Origin of the sequence: Leptospira wolffii serovar Khorat str. Khorat-H2, from assembly GCF_000306115.2 — a bacterium.
GTDB lineage: Bacteria > Spirochaetota > Leptospiria > Leptospirales > Leptospiraceae > Leptospira_B > Leptospira_B wolffii.
In genome coordinates, this window is record NZ_AKWX02000004.1 from 38,989 (window position 1) to 63,083 (window position 24,095).

Below are 24,095 nucleotides of genomic sequence, written 5' to 3' on the forward strand. Positions count from 1 at the left end.
GGCCTATGTCCTTACTCGTTTCCTTAACGCATGAAACTTCCTACGAATACGATAGGCAGGTAAATCTATCTCCCCATATCATCCGTTTGAGACCGGCTCCTCATTCTAGGACCAGGATCGTTTCCTATTCTTTACTGGTCGAACCTCAGGATCAATTCCTGAATTGGCAGCAGGATCCTTTCGGAAACTACCAGGCAAGGTTGGTATTTCCTAAAAAGACGGATAAGCTAAAGATCCTTGTGGATTTGGTGGCCGAGATTCAGGTTTTGAATCCTTTCGATTTCTTTTTGGAGCCGGAAGCGGAAGAGGCTCCCTTTATCTATTCCGATTCTCTTAGGAAGGAGCTGCTTCCGTATTTGAGCGCTACGGACGGTAGTCACGCTCTCGCAAACTATATTTCTTCCCTTCGTAAAGACGGAGTATTGAAGCCCAATCGCACGGTGGACTTTCTCGTGGGTCTGAACCAAAGAGTTTACAGGGACGTTTCTTATGTGATTCGGATGGAACCGGGAGTCCAAAGCTGCACCGAGACTCTGGAAAGGAAATCTGGTTCTTGCAGAGACTCCGCTTTTCTTCTCGTTCAAATTCTCCGTCATATAGGTCTCGCGGCTCGTTTCGTTTCCGGATATCTAATTCAATTAAAACCGGACGAAGTTGCGATCAAAGGACCCTTGGGGCCTACCGAGGATTTTACGGACCTGCATGCTTGGGCAGAAGTCTTCTTGCCGGGAGCGGGCTGGGTAGGACTAGATCCTACTTCCGGACTTCTTACCGGAGAAGGTCATATTCCTCTATCCGCCGTTCCAGAACCTGCAAGCGCTTCTCCTGTGTTCGGATATTCGGACCCTGCGGAGACTAAATTCGGTTTTAGGATGGAGGTCCGACGTTTCCAGGAATCCCCAAGAGTGACCAAGCCGTATTCGGACGCCACCTGGGATCGCATTCTGCAGATGGGAAAGTCCCTGGACACTAGATTCCAAAAAAATGATATACGGCTTTCTATTGGAGGGGAGCCCACCTTCATTTCGGACACGGAAAGGCAGGATCCTCAATGGAATATTTCCGCACTAGGAAAAGAGAAACTGCAATTCGGAGAGACTCTATTAACCCGTCTACGAAAAAGATTCTCTCCGGGTTCCATAGTGATGGTTACCCAAGGAAAGTGGTATCCCGGAGAACCCCTGCCTCGTTGGTCTCTGAATACGTTCTGGAGAAGGGACGGGGAGAATCTTTGGGAAAAAGAGGAACTTCTTTCCAGCTCGGAAGCGAAGGAGAATTCGGATACGGAAACCGAGCTTCATGACGCGGAAAAACTGGGAGAATCCTTGAGTAAGAATCTGGGAATTTCTCCCAAACATTTAGTCCCTCTCTACGAGGACGGATTCTATTATCTTTGGAAAGAGGGACAACTTCCCGAATGGAAGAATCCTAAAGAAGCGAAGCCCGCGTCGGATGATTTCTCCTTCGAGGCTTTGGAAAGAAGAAGGTTACTCTCCCTTTTGGACAGGGATTTTAAGCTTAAAAAAGCGTTCGCTCTTCCATTACAGTACGATTATATACATTCGAGATGGGAAAGCTCCGAATGGAAATTTAAGAGAGAAAGACTCTATCTGATTCCGGGGGATAGCCCCGCAGGATTTAGATTGCCTTTTTCCTCCATTTCGGAGGAGTTCCGACCTACCGCGACCCTTACGGATATTTCCCGTAGTAAATCTTTTCCGAGCCGCAAGGATCTAATCTCTCGGACACTCAAGAGAAGAAAATCGGAGCCTAAATTCTTCGGCGAAAAATCGGGACTTCCTATACGGACCACCTTGGTAATCGAGCCTAGGCAGGGCGTAGTTCGGATTTTTCTTCCTCCTTTGGAGGCGATAGAACCTTGGTTGGATTTGGTTTCCGCACTCGAAGCGGCTTGCGAAGAATCCGGAGTCTCGGTGGTTCTGGAAGGTTACGAGCCTCCCCAGGATGCGAGACTGAGCTTATTTCGCATAACGCCTGATCCTGGGGTTCTGGAAGTGAATTTACATCCTTCTGCGAATTTCCGTGAATTGGAGGAAAAAACCCGTATTCTTTACGAAGAGGCCAAAGAGATCGGATTGAGCGCCGAGAAATTCATGGTCGACGGTCGCCATACCGGAACCGGGGGCGGAAATCATATCACGGTCGGAGCAATGAGTCCGGAGGATAGTCCTTTCTTGCGCAGACCGGACCTTCTTCGTAGTATCGTAACGTATTGGCAGCACCATCCTTCTTTATCTTATCTATTTTCCGGATTATTCATAGGGCCCACTTCTCAGGCGCCTCGTATGGACGAAGGTAGAGACGAGATTCTACACGAGTTCGAACTGGCAGCGGCTCAATTGGATCTTTCCAAACCCCATCCTCCTTGGCTCGTGGATCGTCTCTTCCGAAATTTACTCGTGGATCTTACCGGAAATACTCATAGAGCGGAGATATCCATAGACAAGTTGTATCCTCCTTCCGGACCTAGACTCGGACTCGTAGAACTAAGAGGATTCGAGATGCCTCCTCAGGCAAGGATGAGCACGGTCCAACAACTGTTAGTTCTTTCCTTACTAGGCAGATTCTGGGAGAAACCATACTCCAAACCTCCCGTCCATTGGGGGACCGAACTCCACGATCGATTCCTATTGCCACATTACGTATGGTCCGATTTTAAGGACGTGCTCCGGGATCTGAACGAGCACGGCTTTCATTTCAGGGAAGAGGAGTTCCTACCGTTCTTCGAATTCCGTTTTCCCGTCTACGGAAAGACCCAAAGAGAAGAAGTCTTTCTAGAATTGAGAATGGCGTTGGAGCCCTGGAACGTTTTGGGAGAGGAAGCCTCCTCCTTTGGAACGTCTCGCTCCGTGGATTCCGCATTAGAAAGATTGCAAGTGAAAGTGGAAGGTTGGAGCGATCGGTATCTACTGGGTTGCAATGGTTATGAGATTCCTCTTAAATCCACCGGCAGAAAAGGGGAGGCCGTTGCAGGGGTGAGATTCAAGGCCTGGAGTCCGGTTTTTACTCTTCATCCCAATTTGCCGATTCATAATCCTCTAATATTCGATATTTGGGATACTTGGTCCTCTCGTCCTTTGGGAGGCTGTCGCTATTACGTTTCCCATCCGGGAGGGCGTTCCTACGACACTTATCCGGTGAATTCTTTCGAGGCGGAAAGCCGAAGGATATCCCGATTTTTGGCGGACGGACATTCTCCCCATGCAGGCTCCGCTCCTAAAAGGATCGAAAATACGGACGGATACACTATGGATTTGCGCTGGGCAGAAGCCTAAGTTCCGAATCGATTCGGACTTCCTGCCCGAATCGATTTCGATTAGAAATAGAATCATTCCAATTCGATTGCTCCGATTGCATTTGCGGAATCCCTTGACTTTTCTCAGTATAAAGAATGAGACGCTCTCTCAAAAACAGTTGCAATGGGCTCACTGAAAATAATTCTGATTCTGAATTACAGAGCCTAATTCTTTCGGGGCAATTATGCGACAAAATCATCCAAAATGGCAGGGAAGTGCCGACTCTTCTTCCCTAAAGAAGCGATTTTTGGTTTCCATTCTTTCATTCTTATTACTGTTCTTCGGGACGGTTCTTTTTCTATCCTGTTCTCCTAAAAACGAAGCCTCCTCGTCTTCCGCGATCAACGGCTTTCTCTATCGAATGTTCAACTCCTTCGATCCTCGCAGTTTTTTGGAAAATATGGGAAAAAATGTGATTCCTCCTCTGTACCAGGATCTGGCTACGAAGGCGGACTCCTTGAAATCGGATGCGGATAATCTCTGCGGCTCCGTTACTGTCTCCCAATTCCAAAACACCTGGAAGCAGAATATCGCCGCCTTGAAAAAGGTGGAGATGTTTCAGTTCGGACCGGCTGTGGGGCCGTATGCTAAGGTGGATTCTTTTCCATTCTCTTATATCTCCGAGACTCCTCCCGTGGCAGACGATATGGACCTGATCGATCAGTTCGTCGGAAATGCGGGGCAGGCGGCATTGTATGTGGATCCGGTTTCGGGTCCTCTACCCAAGGACTCCAAAGGAATCGTAGGAATCGAATATCTCGCTTTCAGCCAAGCGGATCCTTCTCGAGGAACCGATCCGGATTGCACGTCCTTGCAGCAAAATTCCAGCTCTCGTCTTCTTCTACTTCGCGCCATGGTGAACCAATACAAAGTGAATGTGCACGCCATGACGGATCTTTGGGATAGCGGAGCCGCTTCTCCCTACGGAGACCAATTGGCTGCGGGAACCGCATTCTCATCTTCCACGGCGGCTTTGGATGCTATATATGGCGGGACCATCCAGTTACTCACCGCGATGAAGGACGGAAGGCTGGAGATTCCTGCGGGGCTCGCTGCCGGTGGAAACGGATCCGTGCAGGATTTGGAACGAGCCGAGTCTCGATTCTCCGCGAATTCCTTCCAGAATTTGTCGGATAATTTGTCCGCGTTCAAGGCGGTCTATACCGGAAACGGAACCGGCGCCGGACTTTCCGATTATGTGAAATTCTATAGCCCCGCTTTGGATACCGAGATTTTGCAAAAGATCACCGCAGTGGAAACGGATTTAACCGCTTTGAATTCCACAGGCTGGACGAACGTACCGAATCTAAAAACGACCGTGGCGGATCTCGGAGAAATATTAAATATTTTGAATGTTGAATTGGCTGCATTGATCGGAACGAGTCCTGTTTCCGGCGGCCCGGGAGGAGACGGGGACTGATGTTCGTGCGAAAAAATATCCGGTTCCTAGTCTTCTTATTCTTACTCTTCACTCCGATCTTCCTTCTATCTCCCCAACCGAACGGGGGAGAGGAGAAAGACGCATCTAAAACGGATTCCGAAAAAAAAGAGGGCGAGAAGTCCGAGGATCCTTTGGTGGAAAAGCGAAGGAGATTTCTGGAAAGCGGTCAGATCAACGTGATCGGAGCCAAAGAAGACGATCTAAAAAAGATTCCCGGCTCCGCGAATGTGATCGGCAAAAAGATCCTGAAAGAAACGAATCCCATAGATTCCATGGAGGCCTTGCGTAGGGTTCCCGGAGCGACGATTCGTTATCAGGATGCCGTGGGACTTACTCCGAATATCGCCTTTCGAGGAGTAAGTAACGAGGAATCCAGAAAAACTCTCATCTTAGAGGACGGGGTCTTCACTTCCTTAAGCGCTTACGGACAACCGGAGTCCTATTTTATCCCTCATATAGATCGAATGGAAAGAGTGGAGGTCGTAAAGGGGTCGGGTTCCATTCTTTTCGGACCCACCACTTTGGGTGGTATCGTGAATTATGTGACTCGTAAACCTCCGGAAAAACCCACCCTGAATATGAAGGTCATAGGTGGGATGAACGGTTATGCGTCCAGTCTACTCCAATACGGAGGAACCGTTAAGAACACGAATACCGCCTACGATATCTCCTACCTGCACAACCAAGGGAACGGTTTTAGGGATTACCAAGGTTTCCAAGTGAACGATCTGAATCTGAAATTAATGCAGAAGATCGGCGATAAAGATTCCGTTTTTCTAAAATACCAGAGTTACCAACAGGATTCCCAGGCTACTTATTTGGGATTAACCCAAGGATTGTATTGGAAGAATCCTAGAATCAATCCTGCACGCTACGACCATAAATCCATAGAAAGACAGGCAGCGGTAATCGGACACGATCATACCTTCAACGATAATTGGAAAATGATCACTCGGGCCTATTGGACCAATGTGGGCTTCCGGTTTAAGCAAGAGTCCTATTCTTATAATAACGCCACCGAGTTCGGATTCGCTTCCCGTCCTCCTGCAAACGCTTTCGGAGTCTATGCTCCCGAGCTCTTCGGGAACCAGCCGGGAGACGTGATCTATATGTTGAATTCCACTCCGAACCGGCATTCTTTCTTTAGAACGGGGGGCTTGGAAACCAAACTGGAAGGTAAGTTCAATACCTTCGGTCTGGAGCATGAGATCGCGGTGGGTATGAGGGCGCATTACGAAACGGTAAATGCGGCGAATAACGTATTTCCTTATCCTACGATGAGCGACGGGCTTACCACCCAACAACAGAATCGTAACGCTCGGGCCTACGCCACCTATATCCAGGACGCAATCAAACTCACCGAAAAGTTTAAGGTGATTCCGGGAGTGCGTTACGAGCATATCTTCCAGGGAGTATACACTCATAGGAGGCTTGCGACCGCAAGCGATGTCGCGAAGGGAAACGCATCCGTAGTAGGAGATTCCATTTTAGTAAACGAAGCGAGCGAATCCTATACCAAGGTGCTTCTTCCCGGATTAGGGATGACCTTCGATATTACCGAAAAATTCATGTGGTTCGCAGGGGCGCATACCGCATTCTCTCCTCCTACATTCTCCACGGTCCAGAATCCAGCTTTGGGACTGGGATATAAATTAAGCGCGGAGAGATCCAATAATTACGAGACCGGATTCAGGGGAAACATCACCCGTTATTTCTATACCCAGGTGAGTACTTATGCATTATTTTTCTCCAATCAAATCGTGAATACGAACGAAGCCGGCTCGGGGATAGGTGCGGTTCCGATCAACGCGGGAAGATCCGTGAACCGAGGAGTGGAAAGTAGCTTCGTGTTCGATTTCGGAAAATTCGCCGAATCCAGATGGGAAATTCCTTTGGAGCTGACGTATTCTTATACAAAGGCGATCTCCACTACCTATGTTCCCGTGGGAACCGTGCAGAATCCGGATGGTACAGTATCCGTCACAAACCAGGCTCAGTTTGCTGTGAATTCCACGGGGAATCTCATCAAAGTGAACACGAACGGAAATTATTTACCCTATGTTCCTATGCATACTTTCATAGGTGCGATCGGAGTGAAGAGTCCACAAGGATTCTACGCAAGAATAGAATACCAATACTTCGATAAACAATACTCCGACTTGCAAAACACAAAAAACCAAAGCACCGATGGAAGCCAAGGGATGGTTCCCGCTTACGGAATTTGGAACGCGGACTTCGGGTACGAATTGCCTGGAGGAAAATGGTCCATTTTCGTGAACGGAAAGAACTTAGAAGATCGGGTCTATATTTCGGGAAGATTACCTGTCGGAATCCAGCAAGGACCGTATCGTCAGATCAATATCGGAGCGACTCTAAAAATAGATTGAGTCATGGGAGAATCGCACGCTTCTCCTTTCTAAAAAATTTCTAGTTTCTAGGCAAAATGTCGAAGCTCTCGGAAAAAATTTCCGGGAGCTTAAAGCCCAAGGTTTAAGCGAGGGGCGATTTTCTTGTTTGAATTTTGAGCAAAAACTCCGTAGAATCTTTCGAAAGGATGGAAAAAATCCACCCGCAAGAGAGAATGACTCCCGGAAGATGAACCAGAGAGCTTCCCAAACCGCCAATTTACTTTCCGGATACCGTCCTTCTACCGGGATTTACGATGAAGTTTGCCTTCCCGAAGGCCAAGCTCGTGAAAAATACGAATTTCTTTTGCGCTCTTTGAATCATTTGGGTTCCGCGGAACTAAGACGCAGAAAGGAAGATAGTCTCCGCATTCTACAAGAGACCGGTGTAACCTATAACGTTTACGGAGACGAGAGAGAACGTGTCTGGGGATTGGATCTATTTCCCTTACTCATGGATAGTAAGGAATGGGACGGGGTAGAAAGGGGACTCTCCCAAAGAGCGGAACTACTTAATGAAATCTTAAAGGATGTGTACGGAGCGCGTCGACTCCTATACGAGAGAAAAATTCCTCACGAGATACTATTCCAATCCGGAGGTTTTTTACGAGCCTGCGCTCCAGTTTACGATTTCACAAGCTTTCGATTGGCGTTCCTTGCCACGGATATCAGTCGGGACCAGTCCGGAAATTTTTATGTGATCGGAGATCGGGTTCAGGCTCCTTCCGGTTCCGGATATGCGTTGGAGAATCGGATCGTTCTCTCTAGAATTTTTCCCTCTCTTTATCGAGATTCTCAAGTTCATAGAGTGGCACTGTATTTCAGGGCGCTTCGTAAGACTCTATACTCGTTCTCTTCGAATCGGGACAGAGAACCTCTCATCATTCTTCTTACCCCCGGACCTAGTAACGAGACCTATTTCGAGCATGCGTATTTAGCGGGGTATCTTGGATTCACTTTGGCGCAGTCGGAGGATCTTACCGTACGGGACAATAAGGTCTTTATCAAGACAGTGGAAGGTCTGCAACAAGTGGATGTGATCTTCCGAAGAGTCGACGATTGGTACATGGATCCCCTGGAATTAAAGGGAGATTCGCTTCTAGGTGTTCCCGGAATTTTAGGAGCGGTCCGAGCGGGCACCGTGGCGGTAGCGAATCCTATCGGATCGGGGTTTCTGGAAAACAGGGCCATACACGCGTTTCTTCCTTCTTTGTCCAAATTCTATTTGGGAGAGGATTTGATTCTTCCGAATGTTCCCACTCATTGGCTGGGTAGCGAGGCTTCCAGGGAGGAAGTGTTTTCCAATCCGAACAAGTACGTTCTCAAACCCGCGATTCGCTCTCCAATGGATCCTTCCGTATTCCTTTCCCAGTTGAGCCAATCGGAGAGGGAAGAATGGAGAGCCAAGGTTCGGGCAAGACCGGAGCGTTATGTGGCACAAGAAATTCTAACCGGCTCCACTTGTCCTCTTTTCTCCGGAGATTCCGAGGAACTTCTGGTCGGTAAGTCCGTGCTTCGTACTTTCGTTTGTCTTTCCGAAAACGGTTATACCACTATGCCCGGAGGACTCGTTCGAGTTTCTCCCAAGCCGGACGAACTCATCGTTACCAACCAGAGGGGAGCCATCTCCAAGGATCTTTGGATTCTCGCTTCGGAGGAGAAGAAAGAATTCTCTCTCCTACCCGGACAGGTCGGTCGGATTCCGATCAAACGGAAAGGCTCCGGTATTCCGAGCCGCGTCGCAGACAATATGTTCTGGATGGGACGTTATGCGGAACGCGCGGAGAATATGGCACGACTCTTACGCGAAACGGTGAATAAGATACTGGAAGCGGAGGAAACCTACGAGAAGGAACAATATTCTTCTCTACTTTCCATAGTGGACCAGCTTTCCGGATTGAACCTGAATTATTTGGAACAAAACGGCCAGGAGAGCCTGGACTCAGTAAGGGAGAAGGTATTTTTGATGGCGACTTCTCCTCACGCTTCCGGTAGTATCCGCCACGATCTGAATTTCTTTGCCGGATCCACGAAGGCTGTGAGGGATAGAATTTCGGACGATACAAGATATCTGATTTCCAGATTGGAATCGGAATCTCCTATGAATTCCACCTACGACGAGGTTCTGGAGTATCTCCAAAAATTGGTGAATCTCTTCGCTTCGTTATCGGGTCTTGCCAACGAGAGTATGAGCCGTGAAACCGGCTATTTCTTCTTGGATATGGGAAAACGTTTGGAGAGGGCGCAATTTTTGGCTCGCCTCATACTTTCCGCGATGGAAAGAACGACACTTTATAATAAGAGCATGTTCGAAAGTCTATTGAACGTGAACGATATTCGCATAACCTACCGTAGGCGATATAAATATAGAATCGAAGCGGAATCCGTGTTGGATATCCTACTCTTTGACGAGAGTAACCCTCGCTCTCTTGCCTTCCAGTTGGAGAGACTCAGCGAAAATACGTTATTCTCCTCCGCAGGCCAGGAAGAGATTTCTGAGGAGATCGCGCTTCTCTCGGATCTATTGGTTCGATTCCGGGAAGAAGACGCCAAACGCATTTTTGAATACGCGGATCCTGCGGGAGGACTTCGCAGATGGCTTACGGATATCCTGGATCGACTGAAGGGAGTTTCCGACGCGGTGGCACGCAAATATTTCCGCTATGTGGAAAATCAGGTTCGCCTGGGAGGCCCTTATGGCTGAGTATTCCATCCGACATCTCACTCATTATACCTACGAGAAGCAGGTTTCGCATTGCCTGAATCTGGCTCATCTCTGTCCGGATTCCAACGATAGACAGATCTGCAGAGAATTGAAGATCAGTATTTTGCCTAAGCCGAAGCTTACGGAATTTAGAAAGGATTATTTCGGAAATACGGTTTATTCTTTCGCGGTCGAGACGCCTCATACCGTGCTTTCCGTGACCGCGGAAGCCAAGGTGACCACTTTCGAACCGGAAAAAAAATCCGGAGACAGATCGGTAACCGCTTCTCAAATATTAGAGAAATTGAAATCTCCTACGGAAAAGGAAACCCTGGAAGCGTTGGAATTCGTGGGGGATTCTCCCTTTGTGGGGCGCTCCAGCGTTTACCGAAATTTCCTGATCCAATATCTACCCATGGATATCCCTTACGAGGAAGCAGTTCTGCGATACGTGAGGCGATTCCGGGAGGACTTCAAATTCAAGGCGGGTAGTACGAATATATACACTCCCTTGGACGAGGTTTTGGAAAAGAAGGAGGGAGTCTGCCAGGACTTTACCCATCTATCCATAGCCGCATTTCGTTCTCTCGGACTCCCTTGCAGATATGTTTCGGGTTATATCGAGACCTATCCTCCTCCCGGTAAGCCGAAACTGAGGGGGAGCGATGCGACCCATGCCTGGATTTCAGTATATGCGCCTGGACTTGGTTGGTTGGATTTCGATCCTACGAACGGAAAGGCGATCACAGAAGAATACGTGAATACCTCCCTGGGGAGGGATTTCTCCGACGTTTCCCCTTTGAAAGGAATTCTTTTCGGAGGAGGAAAGCATAAACTGAAAGTGGAAGTGGATGTTTCCCAGATGGGGGACGATCCACACGCCATCGCGGGTCATATTTAAAATTTTTCGATTTCTTATTCTTACCTTCCTAAAATAAAAAAGCCCTCCTTTCGGAGGGCGAGTAATGGGTTCAGGTTTTATGACTGCGAGTTAAGCCGCTTGAGTCAGGTCTCCGGAGACGAAGCGTTTCCAAGTGCGTAACGCAACCTTGTAATCCGACTCGGCTTCTTTCACCGCTTTCTTTCCTTCTTGTGAAGCCTTGAGATCGAGGAATCTTTGTTGGCTTTCCTGGACGGATTGACGAAGCGATTCCAATCTTTCCTCGAATCCTTTGCTTACGACGGCGGATTTGGATTCCAATTTGTCACGAAGGCGCTTTTCATCCATGACCATTTTCTTTCTAAGAATCTGCTCTTCGGAAATAGTCTTACGATCGCTTGCGAGTCCTAAGAAGGCGAATGTATTGATCAACCATTTGGTAGGATCGTAATCGAACCAACGGATTCCGTTTCTGTAATCCGCTTGGAACTCGTGATGGAAATTATGGTATCCTTCTCCGAAAGTGAAAAGGGCGATAATCCAATTGTCTTTCGCGGTATGTTTGTCCGAGAAAGGTTGTGCTCCTTTGTAATGAGCCAAGGAGTTAATGAAAAAGGTCATATGGTGGTTGACTGCGATCCTTAGAGATCCCACGAGCAGCAGTCCTCCCAAAGCGTCGCCCCAAAGGGAGCAAAGAAGAATCGGGAAAATAAAGCCCATGAAGATTGCAATCGGATAATAATAGTCGTCCTGGAATTTGACCAGTTTATCTTCGTAAAGATCGTTTACGTTGACCGGAGTCCTGTGGTCTCTGTTTTCGAAGAGCCAAAGAATATGCGCATACCAGAATCCTTTCGTAATCGCATAGGGATCCTCTTCCTTATCCACATAACGGTGGTGGATTCTATGATCGGAACTCCATTCGATGATGGATTGTTGGAAAGCTGCCGCTCCGAACAGAACGTAGAAAAGGCGGACCGGAAAGGAGGCCTTGTATGCTCTATGGGAGAATAAACGGTGGTATCCCCCTGTGATCGCTAATCCGGTCGCCGCCGTCATAAATAGGTAGGCGAGCCAGGTATTTAAAGGAATTCCTCGGGTGAGGATGAGCCATCCCGTGCCAATCACTCCAATGATGGGAGTGGCAAATAGGAAGATGGTCGTCTTCAATGCTAATTTCTTTTTCGTTTGTTCCATATCGGTAATCCCGGTGGTGGTCTTTTGCTGAATAAGAGCGAAACCCGCAGTTCTGGTTGCAAAAAAAACCGTTTTCTCGTTCGGTTCTTCGGGGAAAATGGGATTGGAAGACGAAAAGTTTCGTTTTTGGGAGCCATAATCTTGCGAACCGAATTATTCAAACTCGTTCAAAACCACGCGTATCGTTATCGGGAAGAGCCGTTTACTCTCGCGAGCGGTAAGAAATCCAGGCATTATTTCAATTGTAAGGAAATCACACTGCATCCGGAGAGATTGGAATTACTCTGCAAATATATCGTAGAAAAGCATCTTCCTGCCGCCGGATTGGAAGGGGCCGAAGCTTTCGGAGGGCTTACGATGGGAGCCGATCCGATTTGCTATGGAGTGGCTTTGGAATCCAGAAGGCAAAATAAGAACGTGTTTCCTTTGATCGTGAGAAAACAGGCAAAGGATCACGGGACCAAAAACCTGGTGGAAGGCGGTGTGAACGCGGTCAAATCCTGTGTGGTTGTGGACGACGTGGTTACCACAGGTGCCTCCACTCTTCAGGCGATTAAAAGTTTACGCGACGCCGGACTGGAAGTGAACGCCTGCGTCTGTATTCTGGATCGGGAGGAAGGAGGAAGGGAAGCCATAGAAGCCGAAGGGATTCGGGTTTTCCCTATCTTCAAGAAATCCGAATTCGGCAACTTGGAATAAGATCATGTCCGTATTCAAATACGATTCCCCCGTTTTTAAGAAAAAGCTATTGATCCGAACAGGATTGGTAGTTCTCGTTTTTCTCATTTTTATAGGAGTGAGTCTCGTTCAGGTCGAGGCGGATAAGAGAGAATCCTTTCTTACCACCTATCTTTTCTTAGGAGGGGTTCTTCTACTTCTTCTCGTGAAAAATTATACGAGACAATTGAAGATCCTGGACGGAGCCAAGGTAGAGATAGACGGAAGGCTACTGAAACAATGGAACGCCAAGGGCCAATGTATGGAAGTGGACCTGAAGGATCTGGAGGGGATCGAGAAGGATAGTTTCCGTGGATACGATCGGATCCTTCTTCTTACCAAGCAAGGAACCTATATACCACTTTTGAATCTGGAGAATATGGACGAATTCGTTTCCCAATTGGAGAAAAATTCGGGAAAGCAAGTGAAGGTATTTCAGGAAGATACTAGGATTCTTACCTGGAAATCCCTTCTGGCCTTTCTTCCTTCCATCGGTGCGGCCATCGCTTATACCACCGGTTTTTGGAAGGAAAAGCAGGATGCGGTATTTATTGTATTTGTCGCGAACGCTTTGCTCTTTCTATTGTATTTTCCAAAGGACAGAATGGATACCGGCTATTCCGCCAGAAAAAGATATATCTTTATCCTAGTCGTGCTTCTCGTCGCTTTGGTAGTGCACTATATGGGTTGGATTTAGAATCAACCGATAGAACCGGAGTTTGTGATTCCTTTCAGTATATTCATTTTCTTTTGAGCGAGTCTTCGCAATTCCGTCATATCCATAGTGTAGCCGGAGAGAAGCGGATCTAGATGAATATGGGATTCCATTTTCTGGATGCTATCACGTATGAATTTTAAATCTTCGAAGTTGGTAAGCTTCCCGCTCAGAATCAGTTTTCGAACCGTATCGAATTCGTATTTCCTAAGATGGATCCTCACCAGGAACTCCACCGAGAATTTGGACGTGAGCCTAGACCAGGGACTTTTGGGATTTAAGGCGACTTCGCTGGAAGAAACCACATCCGCGGCTCTTTTCATGGAAGAAGCGCTGCCCCCACCTAGCGGACCTAATTCATAATCGGGAATATCTCTTGCGACTGCGACGGGAGTCCCAGCTTTCTCCAATAATTCGGACAGAAGGTTCCGCTTGCGGTTTTCCTCATATTCGTTGGGCGCCGCGGTAAGAACCCTTTGGTATTCCTCGAGCATCACCGCGATATTGATGAATCTACCTAGAGGGGTATTATTATGCTCTTTGATTTTAGGAAATAATTCTCTAGTGATTTGAAAGGGGGACTTTCTCTTGTAATAGGTGGCCTCGTAGGCCTTTTCTAATTTCTTTTCCGCGAATCCTTTCAGATCGTTCACGATTTTCAGATCCGCGTAAACGTACGCGTCCACTCCTTGGTCCTGGTCCCTGGAATTTTTGGACGATTCCGGCAAAACGATTTTGATGATGAAAATATATCTCGCCTCACGTAGAAGTTCTAGGGATTGACGGATATCACTGGCCTCCCTGGAGTAGAAGGCCATCATATCCTTTAGAAAAGTGTCGGAAGAAGGGATCCGATTGTCTTCCTGTTGGTTGATTTTCTTGATTTCCTCGGCGAGTTCCAAGGCGATTTCAAGGGGTGTGGCCATCGAAGAATAGGTTATGCTCCCCCCGACTGGGAATCAAGATAGTTTTCTTTACTCGGGACTGAGCTGAAAGCTCATTTTTCTCAAGATAAACAGAGGATAGACGGAGGAAATCCAACCGATGATCGGCGCCGAGACTAGGATGAGGCTTGGAATTTCCGGTTGAAAGGAGAATGTCAGGGTCCAACCGAACGCGTTCTTATTTACCACGTATAAAATGATCGGAGATAGTATCAGGGAGGATACGATGCCTAATAAGGCGCCGAGGCTCGTTAGAAAAATCGCTTCGGATTTCAGAATGGTTCCTAACTGTCCAGTCGATGCGCCTAAATATTTCAATAAGCCGAGGATCCTGCGCTTATCATAGAGGGTGTGAATGAGAGAGGAAAGAAGGGAAATGAGAGAGATAAAAATCGCAGTGGCCTTTAGGGAATCCAAAACTTGGAAAACCTTATTGATCTCGTAGAGATAGATCTGTCTCAATTCGTAGGAATCCAGAAGATTCAGGTCGGCTAATTCCGGATCGGATCCCAAGAAGGAATCGAGTATTTCCTTTGCCCTGGCAATTCCCTCCTTTCCCGAATATTCCTTATTTAGAAAGAGTTTGATGGAGTTCAAAGTATCGATATCGAAAAATTTTCCGTAAGAGCGAATATCCATCATTACGGTTCCCCTTTCCGAGAAAAAATGCTCCTTGATTCCGCGGATTCTGAACTCGATTCTTCCCTTAGGAGTTTGGGAGGCTAACAAGTCTCCGACTTTCAGATTCTGTAGATAGGCCATATTCGAAGAAATTAATATGTCGGTAGGTCCTTGGACGGAGTTCTCGATTCTTTCCGGCTTATTTGCATAAACGGAAAAATCGTAGGCGTGTACCGTAAATTCGCCTCTGTCCGTCTCGAATTGGGTATTTACCAAAAAGCCGTCCAGGTAGGAACTGATGCCTAATTTTCGTATCCGATTCGGCAGATCGGTAGGAACTCCTCCATGGATACCGGAATGAAAATAACGATCGTTTATGATCGTAAAGTCGGAAGGATATTCGGAATCCACCCAATCGTTCAGGGATTTCTTATAACTATCCGTTAGGACGGTCAGGCATAGCACCAAAGAAACCGCGAGCATTACCGTCGCAGCGGTCAGAGTGTTTCTGCCCGGATTTTCCTTCAATTCCTCCATGCCTATCTTCAGGAAGGGAAGGCCCTTGTCCGTTCCGTCCAGAATCCGGACTATGAACCCGCTTAAGACGGAAAGAATATAAGGAAAAGCGAATGTAATTCCGATTACGATACCTCCTACTCCCGCCAAACCGAAAAGAGGCAGTTTCCAGGGAGAAGGTAGGTTCGCTATACACAAGGAGACCAGAAATAAGACGAATCCCCAGACGGCCATTTTCCCGTTCGAGGTTTTACTTTTCTCTTTTTGGATTTCTCTCAGAATGGAGAGTGGGGGAACTTTACCTGCTCTTACTGCCGGATAGACCGCGGATAGAATAGAGCCTAAAATTCCCAATGCTGCGGCGAGTCCCAGGTCCAGTGGAGAGATGGAATTATAGGTGGAGAGTAGATTCTTATCCACGAGCCCCGATTCCGGGCGAAAGAAATCCAATCCGGAAAAATACACTCCTAGGAATAAACCCAAAACGGTCCCTAAGATTCCCAATACAACGGATTGGCTTAAGAAAAGAAGAATGGAACCTTTTACGCTCAAACCTAAAGTTCTGAGGATCCCCAATTCTTTTTCTCTGCTTAGGAACAAACCGGACATTGTATTCGATACCATGAAGAACGCTATGAGTAGGGAAATAAAAGAGATAATGAGAAGATTCAACTGGAAAGAACGAAGAGCGTTCGCCGATCTTTCCCGGATCTCGTCTGCGGTTTCTATCTTAAGATTGGATCCGAATTCCGAAACAAATTCGTTCTTAACTTCCTTTAGATCCGATTTCTCGCTTCGGATTAGAAAATAATCGGGTCCGGTAATCCCGGGGATTCTTTCGCTAGCAAGGGAGATATCCTCGAATACGAGGTATCCTCCTTCCACATCCACGGGCTCGTAATCTCTGAATTCGATTCTTTTCTTTCCGAATAGAAGAGTGAAGGAGGCTCCGCCGAATCTGTCCGCCAGGGATTTAGAAACGAACGTTTTCTCTAAAGGGGAGCGCTTGTCCGCTGTAGGAACTTTTTCTTTGGATGCAAATCCGTCTTTCGTCAGATCCAATCCAAAGTATAAAACTCTTAGATTGTCGGAGGAAATTCCCTCCCTTTGGATTCTGGGACGAGCGATTTTAATATGTCTGAACTTAGGCTCCGAGTAGAATTTGGAGAGAATATTCCAGTCCAAGCCCTGTCCCGGTTGGGGTGAGGAAATCTTCAGATTAAAATCCCCTTTCAGATATCCCATAGAGAAATCCACGAGTGATTTTTCCGCTTTATGCGCATTTGTGGTCGTGGATAAGAATAAACCGACGCCCAGCGCGATTCCTAGGAGCGCGAATACGAATCGGGGAAGATGGGTCTTAAAATATTCGTAAAGAAAAAGAACGTACAGATTCATGATACGCTGAAAGCCGGATTTCCTTCGGGAAGAATAAGACCGTCTTTCATTTTCAGACGAATCTTTCCTTTTTCTCCGATTCCACCGTCGTGGGTCACGACGAATAGGGAGAATTTTTCCTTTTCCTGCAGGCTAAGTAGGAGTTCCAAAATTTTCGCCGCATGATACGTATCCAGATTTCCAGTAGGCTCGTCCGCTAGGATGATTCGAGGGGATTTAGCGATCGCTCTTGCGATTGCGACCCTTTGCTGTTCTCCTCCGGACAACTCGTCGGGTTTATGCCGGAGCCTATGAGAAAGATCCACTTTTTCTAATGCGTTTTGGGCTAGCTCCCTCGCCGCCTTTTTTCCCATCCCGGAAATATAAAGGGGGAGGGCCACGTTTTCCATCGCGCTGAGATAGGGAAGAAGATGAAAAAATTGGAATATGATTCCCGTATCCCTTCTCCTGTATTCGGTAAGTTCCTCTTCGGAGAACTCCGCGATGTTTCTGCCTCCCACCCAGACCTCTCCCGAGTCCGCTTGGTCGATTCCGGATAGAATATTCAGAAAGGTGGATTTGCCGGACCCGGAAGGTCCCATTAGAGTGAGAAACGTATCCGCCACATCCAGATCGATTCCTTTCAAAACGGAAACGGATTGTTTTCCGGTTTTGTAGGTTTTTGTCAAATTACGGATAATGATTCTGCTGGCCGGATGCGACATGCATCCATTTTCGAAATGAGGGGAGAATGGCAAGGAAAAGAAGGAATTCTCACCTAGACCTTAGTGCTTCGTTTAGTTTGTGGGAAAACCTTTCCTCCTACAAGGAGGAAAGGATATCAGAGAAATCTAGGTAGGATCTTAGGGATTGGAATTTTCTATCTGGTAATTCTTGCGAATTCGATTCCTTGGTAATAGTGACGGATAATATCCGCGTAGTTATAATTCTGTTTTGCCATTCCGAAACTTCCCCACTGGCTTAAGCCCACTCCGTGTCCGGAACCCATTCCCTTGATCAAGAATCCGTCTTGGTCTCTTTTGATTCCGAAGCGAAGGGATTTCACCGTGGCTCCGAATAGGCTTCTGAATTCTTTTCCTTTGATTTTGCTTGTGCCTTGTTTTCCGATCACTTCCAACAAATCCACTCTACCGGAAGGAGTTCTGGAAAGAACCTGAACCGATTGCACCGAGCCTACTCCTAAAGAGGAGAGAACGGAGTCCATTCTATCCTGAGTGAGACTCTCTTTCCAAACGAAATTGTCTCCCGCTTCGTCGAACTTGGAAGGCACGGATTCCAGATAAGGTAGACGCTTTCCTCCCCATACTTGGTCGGGAGTTTCGGTTCTTCCTCCGCTATTCGAATGAAAGAACATATGGATGGGATCCTCGTCGTAAACTGCGAGTACTCCTTCGGTATCCCGAACCGCTGCGGTGGTTCTCGGATTTTCCTTGTCCATCCCTGCATACGCTTGGGAATTCACGGTCGCTTCCACGTCGTAGGCTGCGTCTTTCTTATTCAACATTTCACGAACCGCATACGTACGGGAACAGATGGATTGCGCTTTTAAGGCTTCCGTCGGCCAAGAAGAAGGAACTTCGGAAGGTACCACGGCGAATAGATATTCTTCCAGAGGAACTCGATTGATGATAAGAACAGATCCGTTTTTATCCGGTTGGAGTAGAATTTCTCCTCTCATTTTTCTTCCCTTATACTCTAAGCCCGGGTTTTCGGAAACGAAACGGATCGGAGCCTTCAGACGTTTTGCGTCCAGGGAAACGGAATCGTAAGCTCTCTTGATCAGAAGATCGTTCACATCATAAACGTATATGACTCCGTCCGCTTTCAATAGGAGGTCCGATTCCGCCTTTCCTAAAAATACCCGGATTTTCTCGGTAGCTTTTACTGCATGAGCCGGATTCCAAGGTTTGATGATGACCGTATTGCAACCCCAGGTTGCGAGAATCAGAAAGAAAAAGAGTAATAGTTTGGTTCGTTTCATGGCGCCTACGCGGAGTTTTCCCCTTTGGATACTAGTATCGAGGGTTTCGAAAATTCGCTTCAGCGTTTTTTGGGAGAAAAATAGGCCACTGCTTCCATATGAGGGGTCTGGGGAAACGGATCGCAAAGAAGAAAGTCCTCCAGAACGTAGGATTCTTCCAGTAATTTGGTATCTCGGATCAGATTATACGGATTGCAAGATACGTAGAATAATTGCCGGACAGGGTTCCGATTCAGAAATTCGCATAGCTCCGGAGATAAGCCGCTTCTGGGCGGATCCGCGATCAATACGGAATCCTTCCAAGGAAGAGAGGCGGATTCCATTTTAAGGATCCCTTTTTTATGAAATAGATCGAATGCGGAATATTCTATTTTCTTGTCCGGAAACTCGCGAGCCAATGTTTCCTCTCCGGCAGAGACGGAGGAGGGAACGATATCGATTCCTAAAATATGAGGAAAGTCCTTGCCGAAGAGCAAAGAGAAGAATCCGCTCCCGCAGAAAAGATCCACCAAAGTTTCCGAAGGCTCCAGTCGTTTTCGAATGAAGTCCAGTATCGTTAAGAATTCCCTTGGATTGGGTTGAAAGAAACCGTCGAAAGGAATCTTAAAAGTCCTAGTTTCTATTTTCTCTTCCAGAAACAAATTTCCTTTGGCAGCGAAAGCTTCTCCGGAGGCGGAGATCTCCCCTTTTCTGCGGTTGAAGCAAAGAACGATATTTTTTGCGGTAGATATTTTCGGAATTTCTTCCGTGAATCTGGAAAGTTCAGGGCTATTTCTAAAATCTTCGGTAAAAGTGAAGATCGTCATGGAATCTTCCGTAAAGACGGATTTTCTGAGAGTGACGTATTTGAGATAACCAGTTTCCTTCTTTCGATCGTATTCCAATTCGGGAAAGGTCTTTAGAACCGATGGCAAAATTCGCATTTCCTCGTTGGCCCAGTCCGATTGTATGGAGCAGGATTCCAGGTCTACGATCCTTCGGAAGTTTCCGGCCATGCGCAATCCGACGATTCGGTTCGGAAACACCACAAAATCCATTCTGTTTCGATAGCCGTAAGATCCGGAAGCGGGGGAGGATCCTCCCGTTTTACTTAAGAGACTCAGTTCGCTAAGTACCGGATCCGATTTTAAACGGAATTGTTCGGAATAGGGAAGGTGTTGCCCTGAACAACCTCCGCATTCTCCGAATTTGGGGCATGAAGGAATAGCGCTTCTTTCTTTAAGGTCGACGGGATTCCATTTATAGAAGAATTTTCTTTTTCCGAATTTATAGACGTCGTAAACGTCTCCCGGCAAGGCATAAGGGATCTCTAATTTCTTTTTTCCTAATATTCCGACCCCTCTCAGGTTGGGAAGAAGGGTCTCAACGGTTACTCGACCGTCTGGCTCTCTATCGAACATGGGTAAGGATCTGCTTAGGAGCGGATCTCAATATTTTCCAGGCCCTGATTGGTGAAGATTTCTTCGTATTTACTGATATAAGGGGCTTCTTTCTCGATTCTTTCCTCGATCGCCATGCCCGCCACTCCTGTTTCCCCGTATTCCTGTAGGAAATCCCGTCTTGCCATGCGGTGTATTAGCTCGTCCCAGAAAAGTTCGTTATCGTAATCGGAGATAATATCGAATATATCCGTCTGGTCTTCGAATTTGCGAGTCGGATAGAAGATATCGTCGGCCGCATCGTAGTCCACGAATTCCTGCTTCCCAAAATCCTTGGCGAAGGAAAGAATGTATTGCTCGAGTTCCGCATAGCTGTTCAATTCCTCGTCTCCCTCGTTGAATGCGTTGATCATCCAACTGGAGATCGCGATGGATTTTAACAAGGTTTCGTACTGCTCGGGGGTGAACTCAATATTCATGGAAAATCCTCGATCTAAGGACAATTTTACCCGGAGTCGTCAAGGGGCTACTAGATTTTTTGTCCCATACATGCGGGCGTTCCTGGCTCTTTTTTTGTTCGGGACCTTTTCATTCTGCACTACCACTTCGAAATTCGATCGATTGAGAGAAGCCAAGGAAAAGGGGAGCCTTCTATACGTTTTGCGTCCCATCGAACCCGCCCAGTCCGTATTCTCTTTCCGAGTCAGTCTGGATAAATTCGAAGGATCGTTTCGGGAGGGAAAAAGAATCCGATTAAAAGAATGGGACCTGGATTCCGGAGAATTCAGTGTGCTTGAACTGACTCCCGGATTCTATTCTTTGAAATGCAGGGATATGGATAAGATTTTCCTGCTCAAAGATGGCCAGAGGAGTTTCTTGAGCATAAGACTTTACGATAACGGTCCTTTGAGTCTCCCTGAATTATTCATAAGCGAGTTGGATACGGAAGCGGCTCTTAGATTTCTACTCGCAGAAAGTAGAATGTATAGTATCACTGAGAAATAGGATTCGCGGCGACTAGGGAGTCCAGATATCTCAGAAAATTCTTGGCTCCTTCGCTACGACCTAGGCCCAGCCAATCCATATGTCCGGCTCCTTTGATCTCCCAAAATATCTTGGGATCCTTAGCCTTCTCGAACAACTCCATTCCGTTCGGAAAAGATACCACCTTATCGTTCGTTCCATGAACCAGGAATAGACGGATGGGAGGAAGTTCCGATACCGTTTCCTGAGGACTTAGGCCGTTCGGAAAGAACGCCCAAACCAAATAACCGATCGGAAAGAAAAACAGTCGATCTGCGATGGATTTCGCGACGCCGGAGTAGGATGCAAAGGTCCCGTCTCCTACTACGAGTAATAATCCCTCCTTGTCTTTCATGTCTCCTAGGGCACGGATTGATATCGCTCCCCCCAGGCTTTGTCCGTATACGATCCAAGGGATTTTGTTTTTAGAGGCCCTATTTTTTGCGAATTCCAATATCTCGAGGGAATCATTATGAATATCTAATTTGTCCGGTTCTCCTTCCGATTCTCCGTAGCCTCTATAGTCCCAGGTGATCAGTTCGTATCCTTTTTCCACCAGCCAAACCAGGCTCACGTAATGGCTCGACATATTCTCCCCGTTTCCGTGAAATTGCAGGATGCTCGCCTTAGGTGGAGAGGATTTGGGTCGGAAGATCCATACGTTCACCGAGACCCCGTCCTTCATTTTGAGTCGGATCTTTTCTGGATTATAACCCAATTTTTCCGGTGGAAAGAAAATCTGAGGGCTAGGCTGATACAGCATGCTGGAACAGCCTATCAGAAATACCGATATGAGTATGCTAAAACTGAAGAACGTAAGAGAGTGTTGCCTCATTATAATTCCTTTGCGATTTTGCTTCGAATCTGATTTCATGGTCCCGTCCGAACGCGTATCTTAGCCCGAATTGAGCCTTATAATCGTCCCGAACGCCATATATTGAAAAAACATAATAATGTAATGAGAATACCGCTTTCCAGGAATCGAAATTCGCTATCCAATATGTCGCCGCTTGGGGAGCGACGTTCGCGAAAGTGTCGTATTTGCCGTTGTATCTGGCCTTGAAGCCGGCCTGGGCGGAGAATAGAAACCGTTTAGCTCCTCCCGTAAATTCGTCCTGGAAACTATAACCTCCCGTGGCTTCCAGATTCGCATTCGTGATTCTTTCGAAGCGATCGTTTCTGGCATTCTCCTCGAAACGAAAAAGGGAATAGGACCAATCCCCAGGTTGCAGGAACGCAGCGCTTCTGAGAGCGTCCCTCTCCCTGTCCCGATTCTTTTCGTAGACGGAGGAATCCGCACCAGAATCCACGAAATAAGAGAGGGACTTTCCCAGGGAATTATAGGGAGTCAGAGACAAGAGCTGGATTAGATGGAATTCCTCCAAATGTAATTTCTTATTGTCTTGGTAATATCTTGCCTTAAAGGAAAAATAATTCACGGAAGAATTGGGAACGTAACCCGCATCCGTATTCAATAGATCGTGGATGGCCGCCCTATATCCGAAACCCAAAAAGTTTCCTAAACTGGAAGTTCCCACTTCGTTGTAAACGGCCGAGCTACCGTGGCCTATATGAGGACTCTGGGTGGTCCTTTCCGTAGGTTCGGAGTAATCGGAACCCAAGGCGCTTCTGAGCAGTAGTAATTTTCGATACGAAGCGGATTGGTTTTCGAATTCTTCTCCCTCCGCTTTTCGAAAACGAAATGTGTCCAACATCGTATCCGTGAGAAGAGTGGAGCGTATTTCGGGGTCCGGTTTCTTGTCTAAAAGGGGTGAAACGTCCCCCTTCTGAATCATGCTTTTATAAAGTTCTAATTCCGTTTCGTTCATGATCCTAGTCCTTTGCAGGATCTTGCTGCGTATGGAAGGACGATAATTGATTTCTTTGACCAGATGCGCGTCCTCCACGTATTTTTTTACCGTGTCTCCAGGAATTACGAAAGGCGCCTTGTCTCTCAGATGAAGAGAAGGTCTTGCAACCTCCAAAAGAGAAAGCAGATGGTAGGAACAATTCTCGTCTAAGAAATAATAGTCGAAACTCGCGGAGCCCAGTTCCCATAAGTGGCGTACCATTCTTTCCACTTCCGGTTTTTCCAGGTTGAGTTCGTATTCCCAGAGATCCCTGCTTTCCACGTCGTTGTATTCTCCTATCTTGATGTAATAGGGGAATATGGAAAAGGTTCCCGGATATCCGCCCAATAGTCCTAAGATGGAATACGTTATCGCGTTCGTAGAAGATGGATCCGCATTGGCCGCATAATTGACCGCGTATTCCAGGATTTCCTTTCGGTCGGGATGGTCGGAATCCAGCTTTAACAAAGTATGTCCGAAGATGGAAGCCGGAGCGTTCATAAAATAAGAAGCGAATATGATCTTGGCGGATTTGGGACGTAGAGCGGAAAACCAATTTTGAAAGCGGGTGCAATCCGCAGGAGCCAGGTCGGATTCCGAAATGGAGAGTTCCTTTTTCAACCATTCGGTTCTTTCCGGATATTTACATACCGGATGCATCCAATTCTTATCCTCCGGATTCGAAGGAGAACTAGGCGTAAGGATCCCTTCTAGGGTCGCCATTAATTCTTCCTTTCGATTCTTCTTACCTTCGGGAGAAAGAAAGAAGCTGGGGGAATCCGCTTCGCTTTCCCAATTTCCGAGGGTAGATTTGGTATAATGACCTAAGAGATTCCAATACCTTTCCTCCCAGAGCTTTTTGGATTCCGCCTTCGCTTTATAATCGGCGAGAGCTTCCGGTTCGGAGCCTAGGATTTCATTATCGAAAAAAGGGAGAATGAGCAGAATAAAGAGCGGTAAGAATCTCGTTCTCAAATGATTGCGGGGTGGTTCTTAAGAAAATTTCA

At 47.0% G+C, this 24,095-nt stretch carries 17 protein-coding genes; 8 read left to right on the top strand and 9 right to left on the bottom strand.

From position 1 onward, the window contains the following. Window positions 1-5: 5 nt before the first annotated feature. The 5 genes from LEP1GSC061_RS00240 to LEP1GSC061_RS00260 all read left to right on the top strand — a co-directional run bounded on the left by LEP1GSC061_RS00240 (window position 6) and on the right by LEP1GSC061_RS00260 (window position 10,768). Window positions 6-3,296, top strand: a complete 3,291-nt coding sequence (locus LEP1GSC061_RS00240; RefSeq protein WP_016543481.1) for a transglutaminase family protein — start codon at window positions 6-8, stop codon at window positions 3,294-3,296. Between the two features lie 205 nt (window positions 3,297-3,501). Beyond that, window positions 3,502-4,737 (top strand): imelysin family protein, encoded by a 1,236-nt coding sequence (locus LEP1GSC061_RS00245; protein ID WP_016543664.1) that lies wholly within the window; start codon window positions 3,502-3,504, stop codon window positions 4,735-4,737. Continuing rightward, on the top strand, window positions 4,737-7,145 hold the full coding sequence (locus LEP1GSC061_RS00250; protein ID WP_016543523.1) for a TonB-dependent receptor family protein: 2,409 nt from the start codon (window positions 4,737-4,739) through the stop codon (window positions 7,143-7,145). The genes LEP1GSC061_RS00245 and LEP1GSC061_RS00250 overlap by 1 nt, the downstream gene beginning before the upstream one ends. A gap of 208 nt (window positions 7,146-7,353) precedes the next feature. Further along, on the top strand, window positions 7,354-9,867 hold the full coding sequence (locus tag LEP1GSC061_RS00255; protein ID WP_040507476.1) for a circularly permuted type 2 ATP-grasp protein: 2,514 nt from the start codon (window positions 7,354-7,356) through the stop codon (window positions 9,865-9,867). Further along, complete coding sequence (locus LEP1GSC061_RS00260; RefSeq protein WP_016543757.1) at window positions 9,860-10,768, top strand: transglutaminase family protein; 909 nt, start codon at window positions 9,860-9,862, stop codon at window positions 10,766-10,768. Before LEP1GSC061_RS00255 ends, LEP1GSC061_RS00260 begins: the two co-directional genes overlap by 8 nt. A 90-nt stretch (window positions 10,769-10,858) precedes the next feature. On the opposite strand, the gene LEP1GSC061_RS00265 is transcribed toward LEP1GSC061_RS00260, so the two are convergent. After that, window positions 10,859-11,944, bottom strand: coding sequence for an acyl-CoA desaturase (locus tag LEP1GSC061_RS00265; protein WP_016544073.1), 1,086 nt, complete (start codon window positions 11,942-11,944; stop codon window positions 10,859-10,861). 141 nt (window positions 11,945-12,085) lie between these two features. Between LEP1GSC061_RS00265 and pyrE the strand changes: the two genes are divergently transcribed. Then, window positions 12,086-12,643, top strand: a complete 558-nt coding sequence (gene pyrE, locus LEP1GSC061_RS00270) for an orotate phosphoribosyltransferase (protein ID WP_040507828.1) — start codon at window positions 12,086-12,088, stop codon at window positions 12,641-12,643. 4 nt (window positions 12,644-12,647) lie between these two features. Further along, window positions 12,648-13,358: a hypothetical protein gene (locus LEP1GSC061_RS00275; RefSeq protein ID WP_016543433.1), complete on the top strand. Its 711-nt coding sequence runs from the start codon at window positions 12,648-12,650 to the stop codon at window positions 13,356-13,358. A 2-nt stretch (window positions 13,359-13,360) separates the two neighbouring features. Here LEP1GSC061_RS00275 and LEP1GSC061_RS00280 read toward each other — a convergent pair whose 3' ends face one another. The 6 genes from LEP1GSC061_RS00280 to LEP1GSC061_RS00305 all read right to left on the bottom strand — a co-directional run bounded on the left by LEP1GSC061_RS00280 (window position 13,361) and on the right by LEP1GSC061_RS00305 (window position 20,694). Further along, window positions 13,361-14,302, bottom strand: a complete 942-nt coding sequence (locus LEP1GSC061_RS00280; protein WP_016543394.1) for a hypothetical protein — start codon at window positions 14,300-14,302, stop codon at window positions 13,361-13,363. Window positions 14,303-14,350: 48 nt separating this feature from the next. Further along, window positions 14,351-16,855, bottom strand: a complete 2,505-nt coding sequence (locus tag LEP1GSC061_RS00285; RefSeq protein ID WP_016543367.1) for an ABC transporter permease — start codon at window positions 16,853-16,855, stop codon at window positions 14,351-14,353. Then, window positions 16,852-17,559 carry an ABC transporter ATP-binding protein gene (locus LEP1GSC061_RS00290; RefSeq protein ID WP_016543762.1) on the bottom strand — a complete coding sequence of 236 codons (708 nt, stop codon included), beginning with the start codon at window positions 17,557-17,559 and terminating at the stop codon, window positions 16,852-16,854. The genes LEP1GSC061_RS00285 and LEP1GSC061_RS00290 overlap by 4 nt, the downstream gene beginning before the upstream one ends. Window positions 17,560-17,714: 155 nt before the next feature. Further along, complete coding sequence (locus tag LEP1GSC061_RS00295) at window positions 17,715-18,836, bottom strand: SpoIID/LytB domain-containing protein (RefSeq protein ID WP_016543671.1); 1,122 nt, start codon at window positions 18,834-18,836, stop codon at window positions 17,715-17,717. Window positions 18,837-18,895: 59 nt separating this feature from the next. Continuing rightward, a complete protein-coding gene (locus tag LEP1GSC061_RS00300) occupies window positions 18,896-20,236 on the bottom strand; it encodes a class I SAM-dependent RNA methyltransferase (protein WP_016543503.1) in 1,341 nt (446 codons plus the stop codon). A 14-nt stretch (window positions 20,237-20,250) separates the two neighbouring features. Next, entirely contained in the window at window positions 20,251-20,694 is a 444-nt protein-coding gene (locus LEP1GSC061_RS00305) for a hypothetical protein (RefSeq protein WP_016543493.1), read from the bottom strand. 70 nt (window positions 20,695-20,764) lie between these two features. On the opposite strand from LEP1GSC061_RS00305, the gene LEP1GSC061_RS00310 reads away from it, so the two are divergent. Further along, a complete protein-coding gene (locus tag LEP1GSC061_RS00310) occupies window positions 20,765-21,220 on the top strand; it encodes a hypothetical protein (protein WP_232218337.1) in 456 nt (151 codons plus the stop codon). On the opposite strand, the gene LEP1GSC061_RS00315 is transcribed toward LEP1GSC061_RS00310, so the two are convergent. Continuing rightward, entirely contained in the window at window positions 21,207-22,073 is an 867-nt protein-coding gene (locus tag LEP1GSC061_RS00315) for an alpha/beta hydrolase (RefSeq protein WP_040507484.1), read from the bottom strand. The two genes, LEP1GSC061_RS00310 and LEP1GSC061_RS00315, sit on opposite strands and share 14 nt — an antisense overlap. Beyond that, window positions 22,039-24,063: an Lnb N-terminal periplasmic domain-containing protein gene (locus LEP1GSC061_RS00320; protein WP_016543851.1), complete on the bottom strand. Its 2,025-nt coding sequence runs from the start codon at window positions 24,061-24,063 to the stop codon at window positions 22,039-22,041. Before LEP1GSC061_RS00320 ends, LEP1GSC061_RS00315 begins: the two co-directional genes overlap by 35 nt. Between the last annotated feature and the right edge of the window lie 32 nt (window positions 24,064-24,095).

Coding starts and splice junctions, on each gene's coding strand:
- LEP1GSC061_RS00240 (WP_016543481.1), top strand. CDS start 6: ATGTCCTTACTCGTTTCCTTAACGCATGAAACTTCCTACGAATACGAT.
- LEP1GSC061_RS00245 (WP_016543664.1), top strand. CDS start 3,502: ATGCGACAAAATCATCCAAAATGGCAGGGAAGTGCCGACTCTTCTTCC.
- LEP1GSC061_RS00250 (WP_016543523.1), top strand. CDS start 4,737: ATGTTCGTGCGAAAAAATATCCGGTTCCTAGTCTTCTTATTCTTACTC.
- LEP1GSC061_RS00255 (WP_040507476.1), top strand. CDS start 7,354: ATGAACCAGAGAGCTTCCCAAACCGCCAATTTACTTTCCGGATACCGT.
- LEP1GSC061_RS00260 (WP_016543757.1), top strand. CDS start 9,860: ATGGCTGAGTATTCCATCCGACATCTCACTCATTATACCTACGAGAAG.
- LEP1GSC061_RS00265 (WP_016544073.1), bottom strand. CDS start 11,944: ATGGAACAAACGAAAAAGAAATTAGCATTGAAGACGACCATCTTCCTA.
- LEP1GSC061_RS00275 (WP_016543433.1), top strand. CDS start 12,648: ATGTCCGTATTCAAATACGATTCCCCCGTTTTTAAGAAAAAGCTATTG.
- LEP1GSC061_RS00280 (WP_016543394.1), bottom strand. CDS start 14,302: ATGGCCACACCCCTTGAAATCGCCTTGGAACTCGCCGAGGAAATCAAG.
- LEP1GSC061_RS00285 (WP_016543367.1), bottom strand. CDS start 16,855: ATGAATCTGTACGTTCTTTTTCTTTACGAATATTTTAAGACCCATCTT.
- LEP1GSC061_RS00290 (WP_016543762.1), bottom strand. CDS start 17,559: ATGTCGCATCCGGCCAGCAGAATCATTATCCGTAATTTGACAAAAACC.
- LEP1GSC061_RS00295 (WP_016543671.1), bottom strand. CDS start 18,836: ATGAAACGAACCAAACTATTACTCTTTTTCTTTCTGATTCTCGCAACC.
- LEP1GSC061_RS00300 (WP_016543503.1), bottom strand. CDS start 20,236: ATGTTCGATAGAGAGCCAGACGGTCGAGTAACCGTTGAGACCCTTCTT.
- LEP1GSC061_RS00305 (WP_016543493.1), bottom strand. CDS start 20,694: ATGAATATTGAGTTCACCCCCGAGCAGTACGAAACCTTGTTAAAATCC.
- LEP1GSC061_RS00310 (WP_232218337.1), top strand. CDS start 20,765: ATGCGGGCGTTCCTGGCTCTTTTTTTGTTCGGGACCTTTTCATTCTGC.
- LEP1GSC061_RS00315 (WP_040507484.1), bottom strand. CDS start 22,073: ATGAGGCAACACTCTCTTACGTTCTTCAGTTTTAGCATACTCATATCG.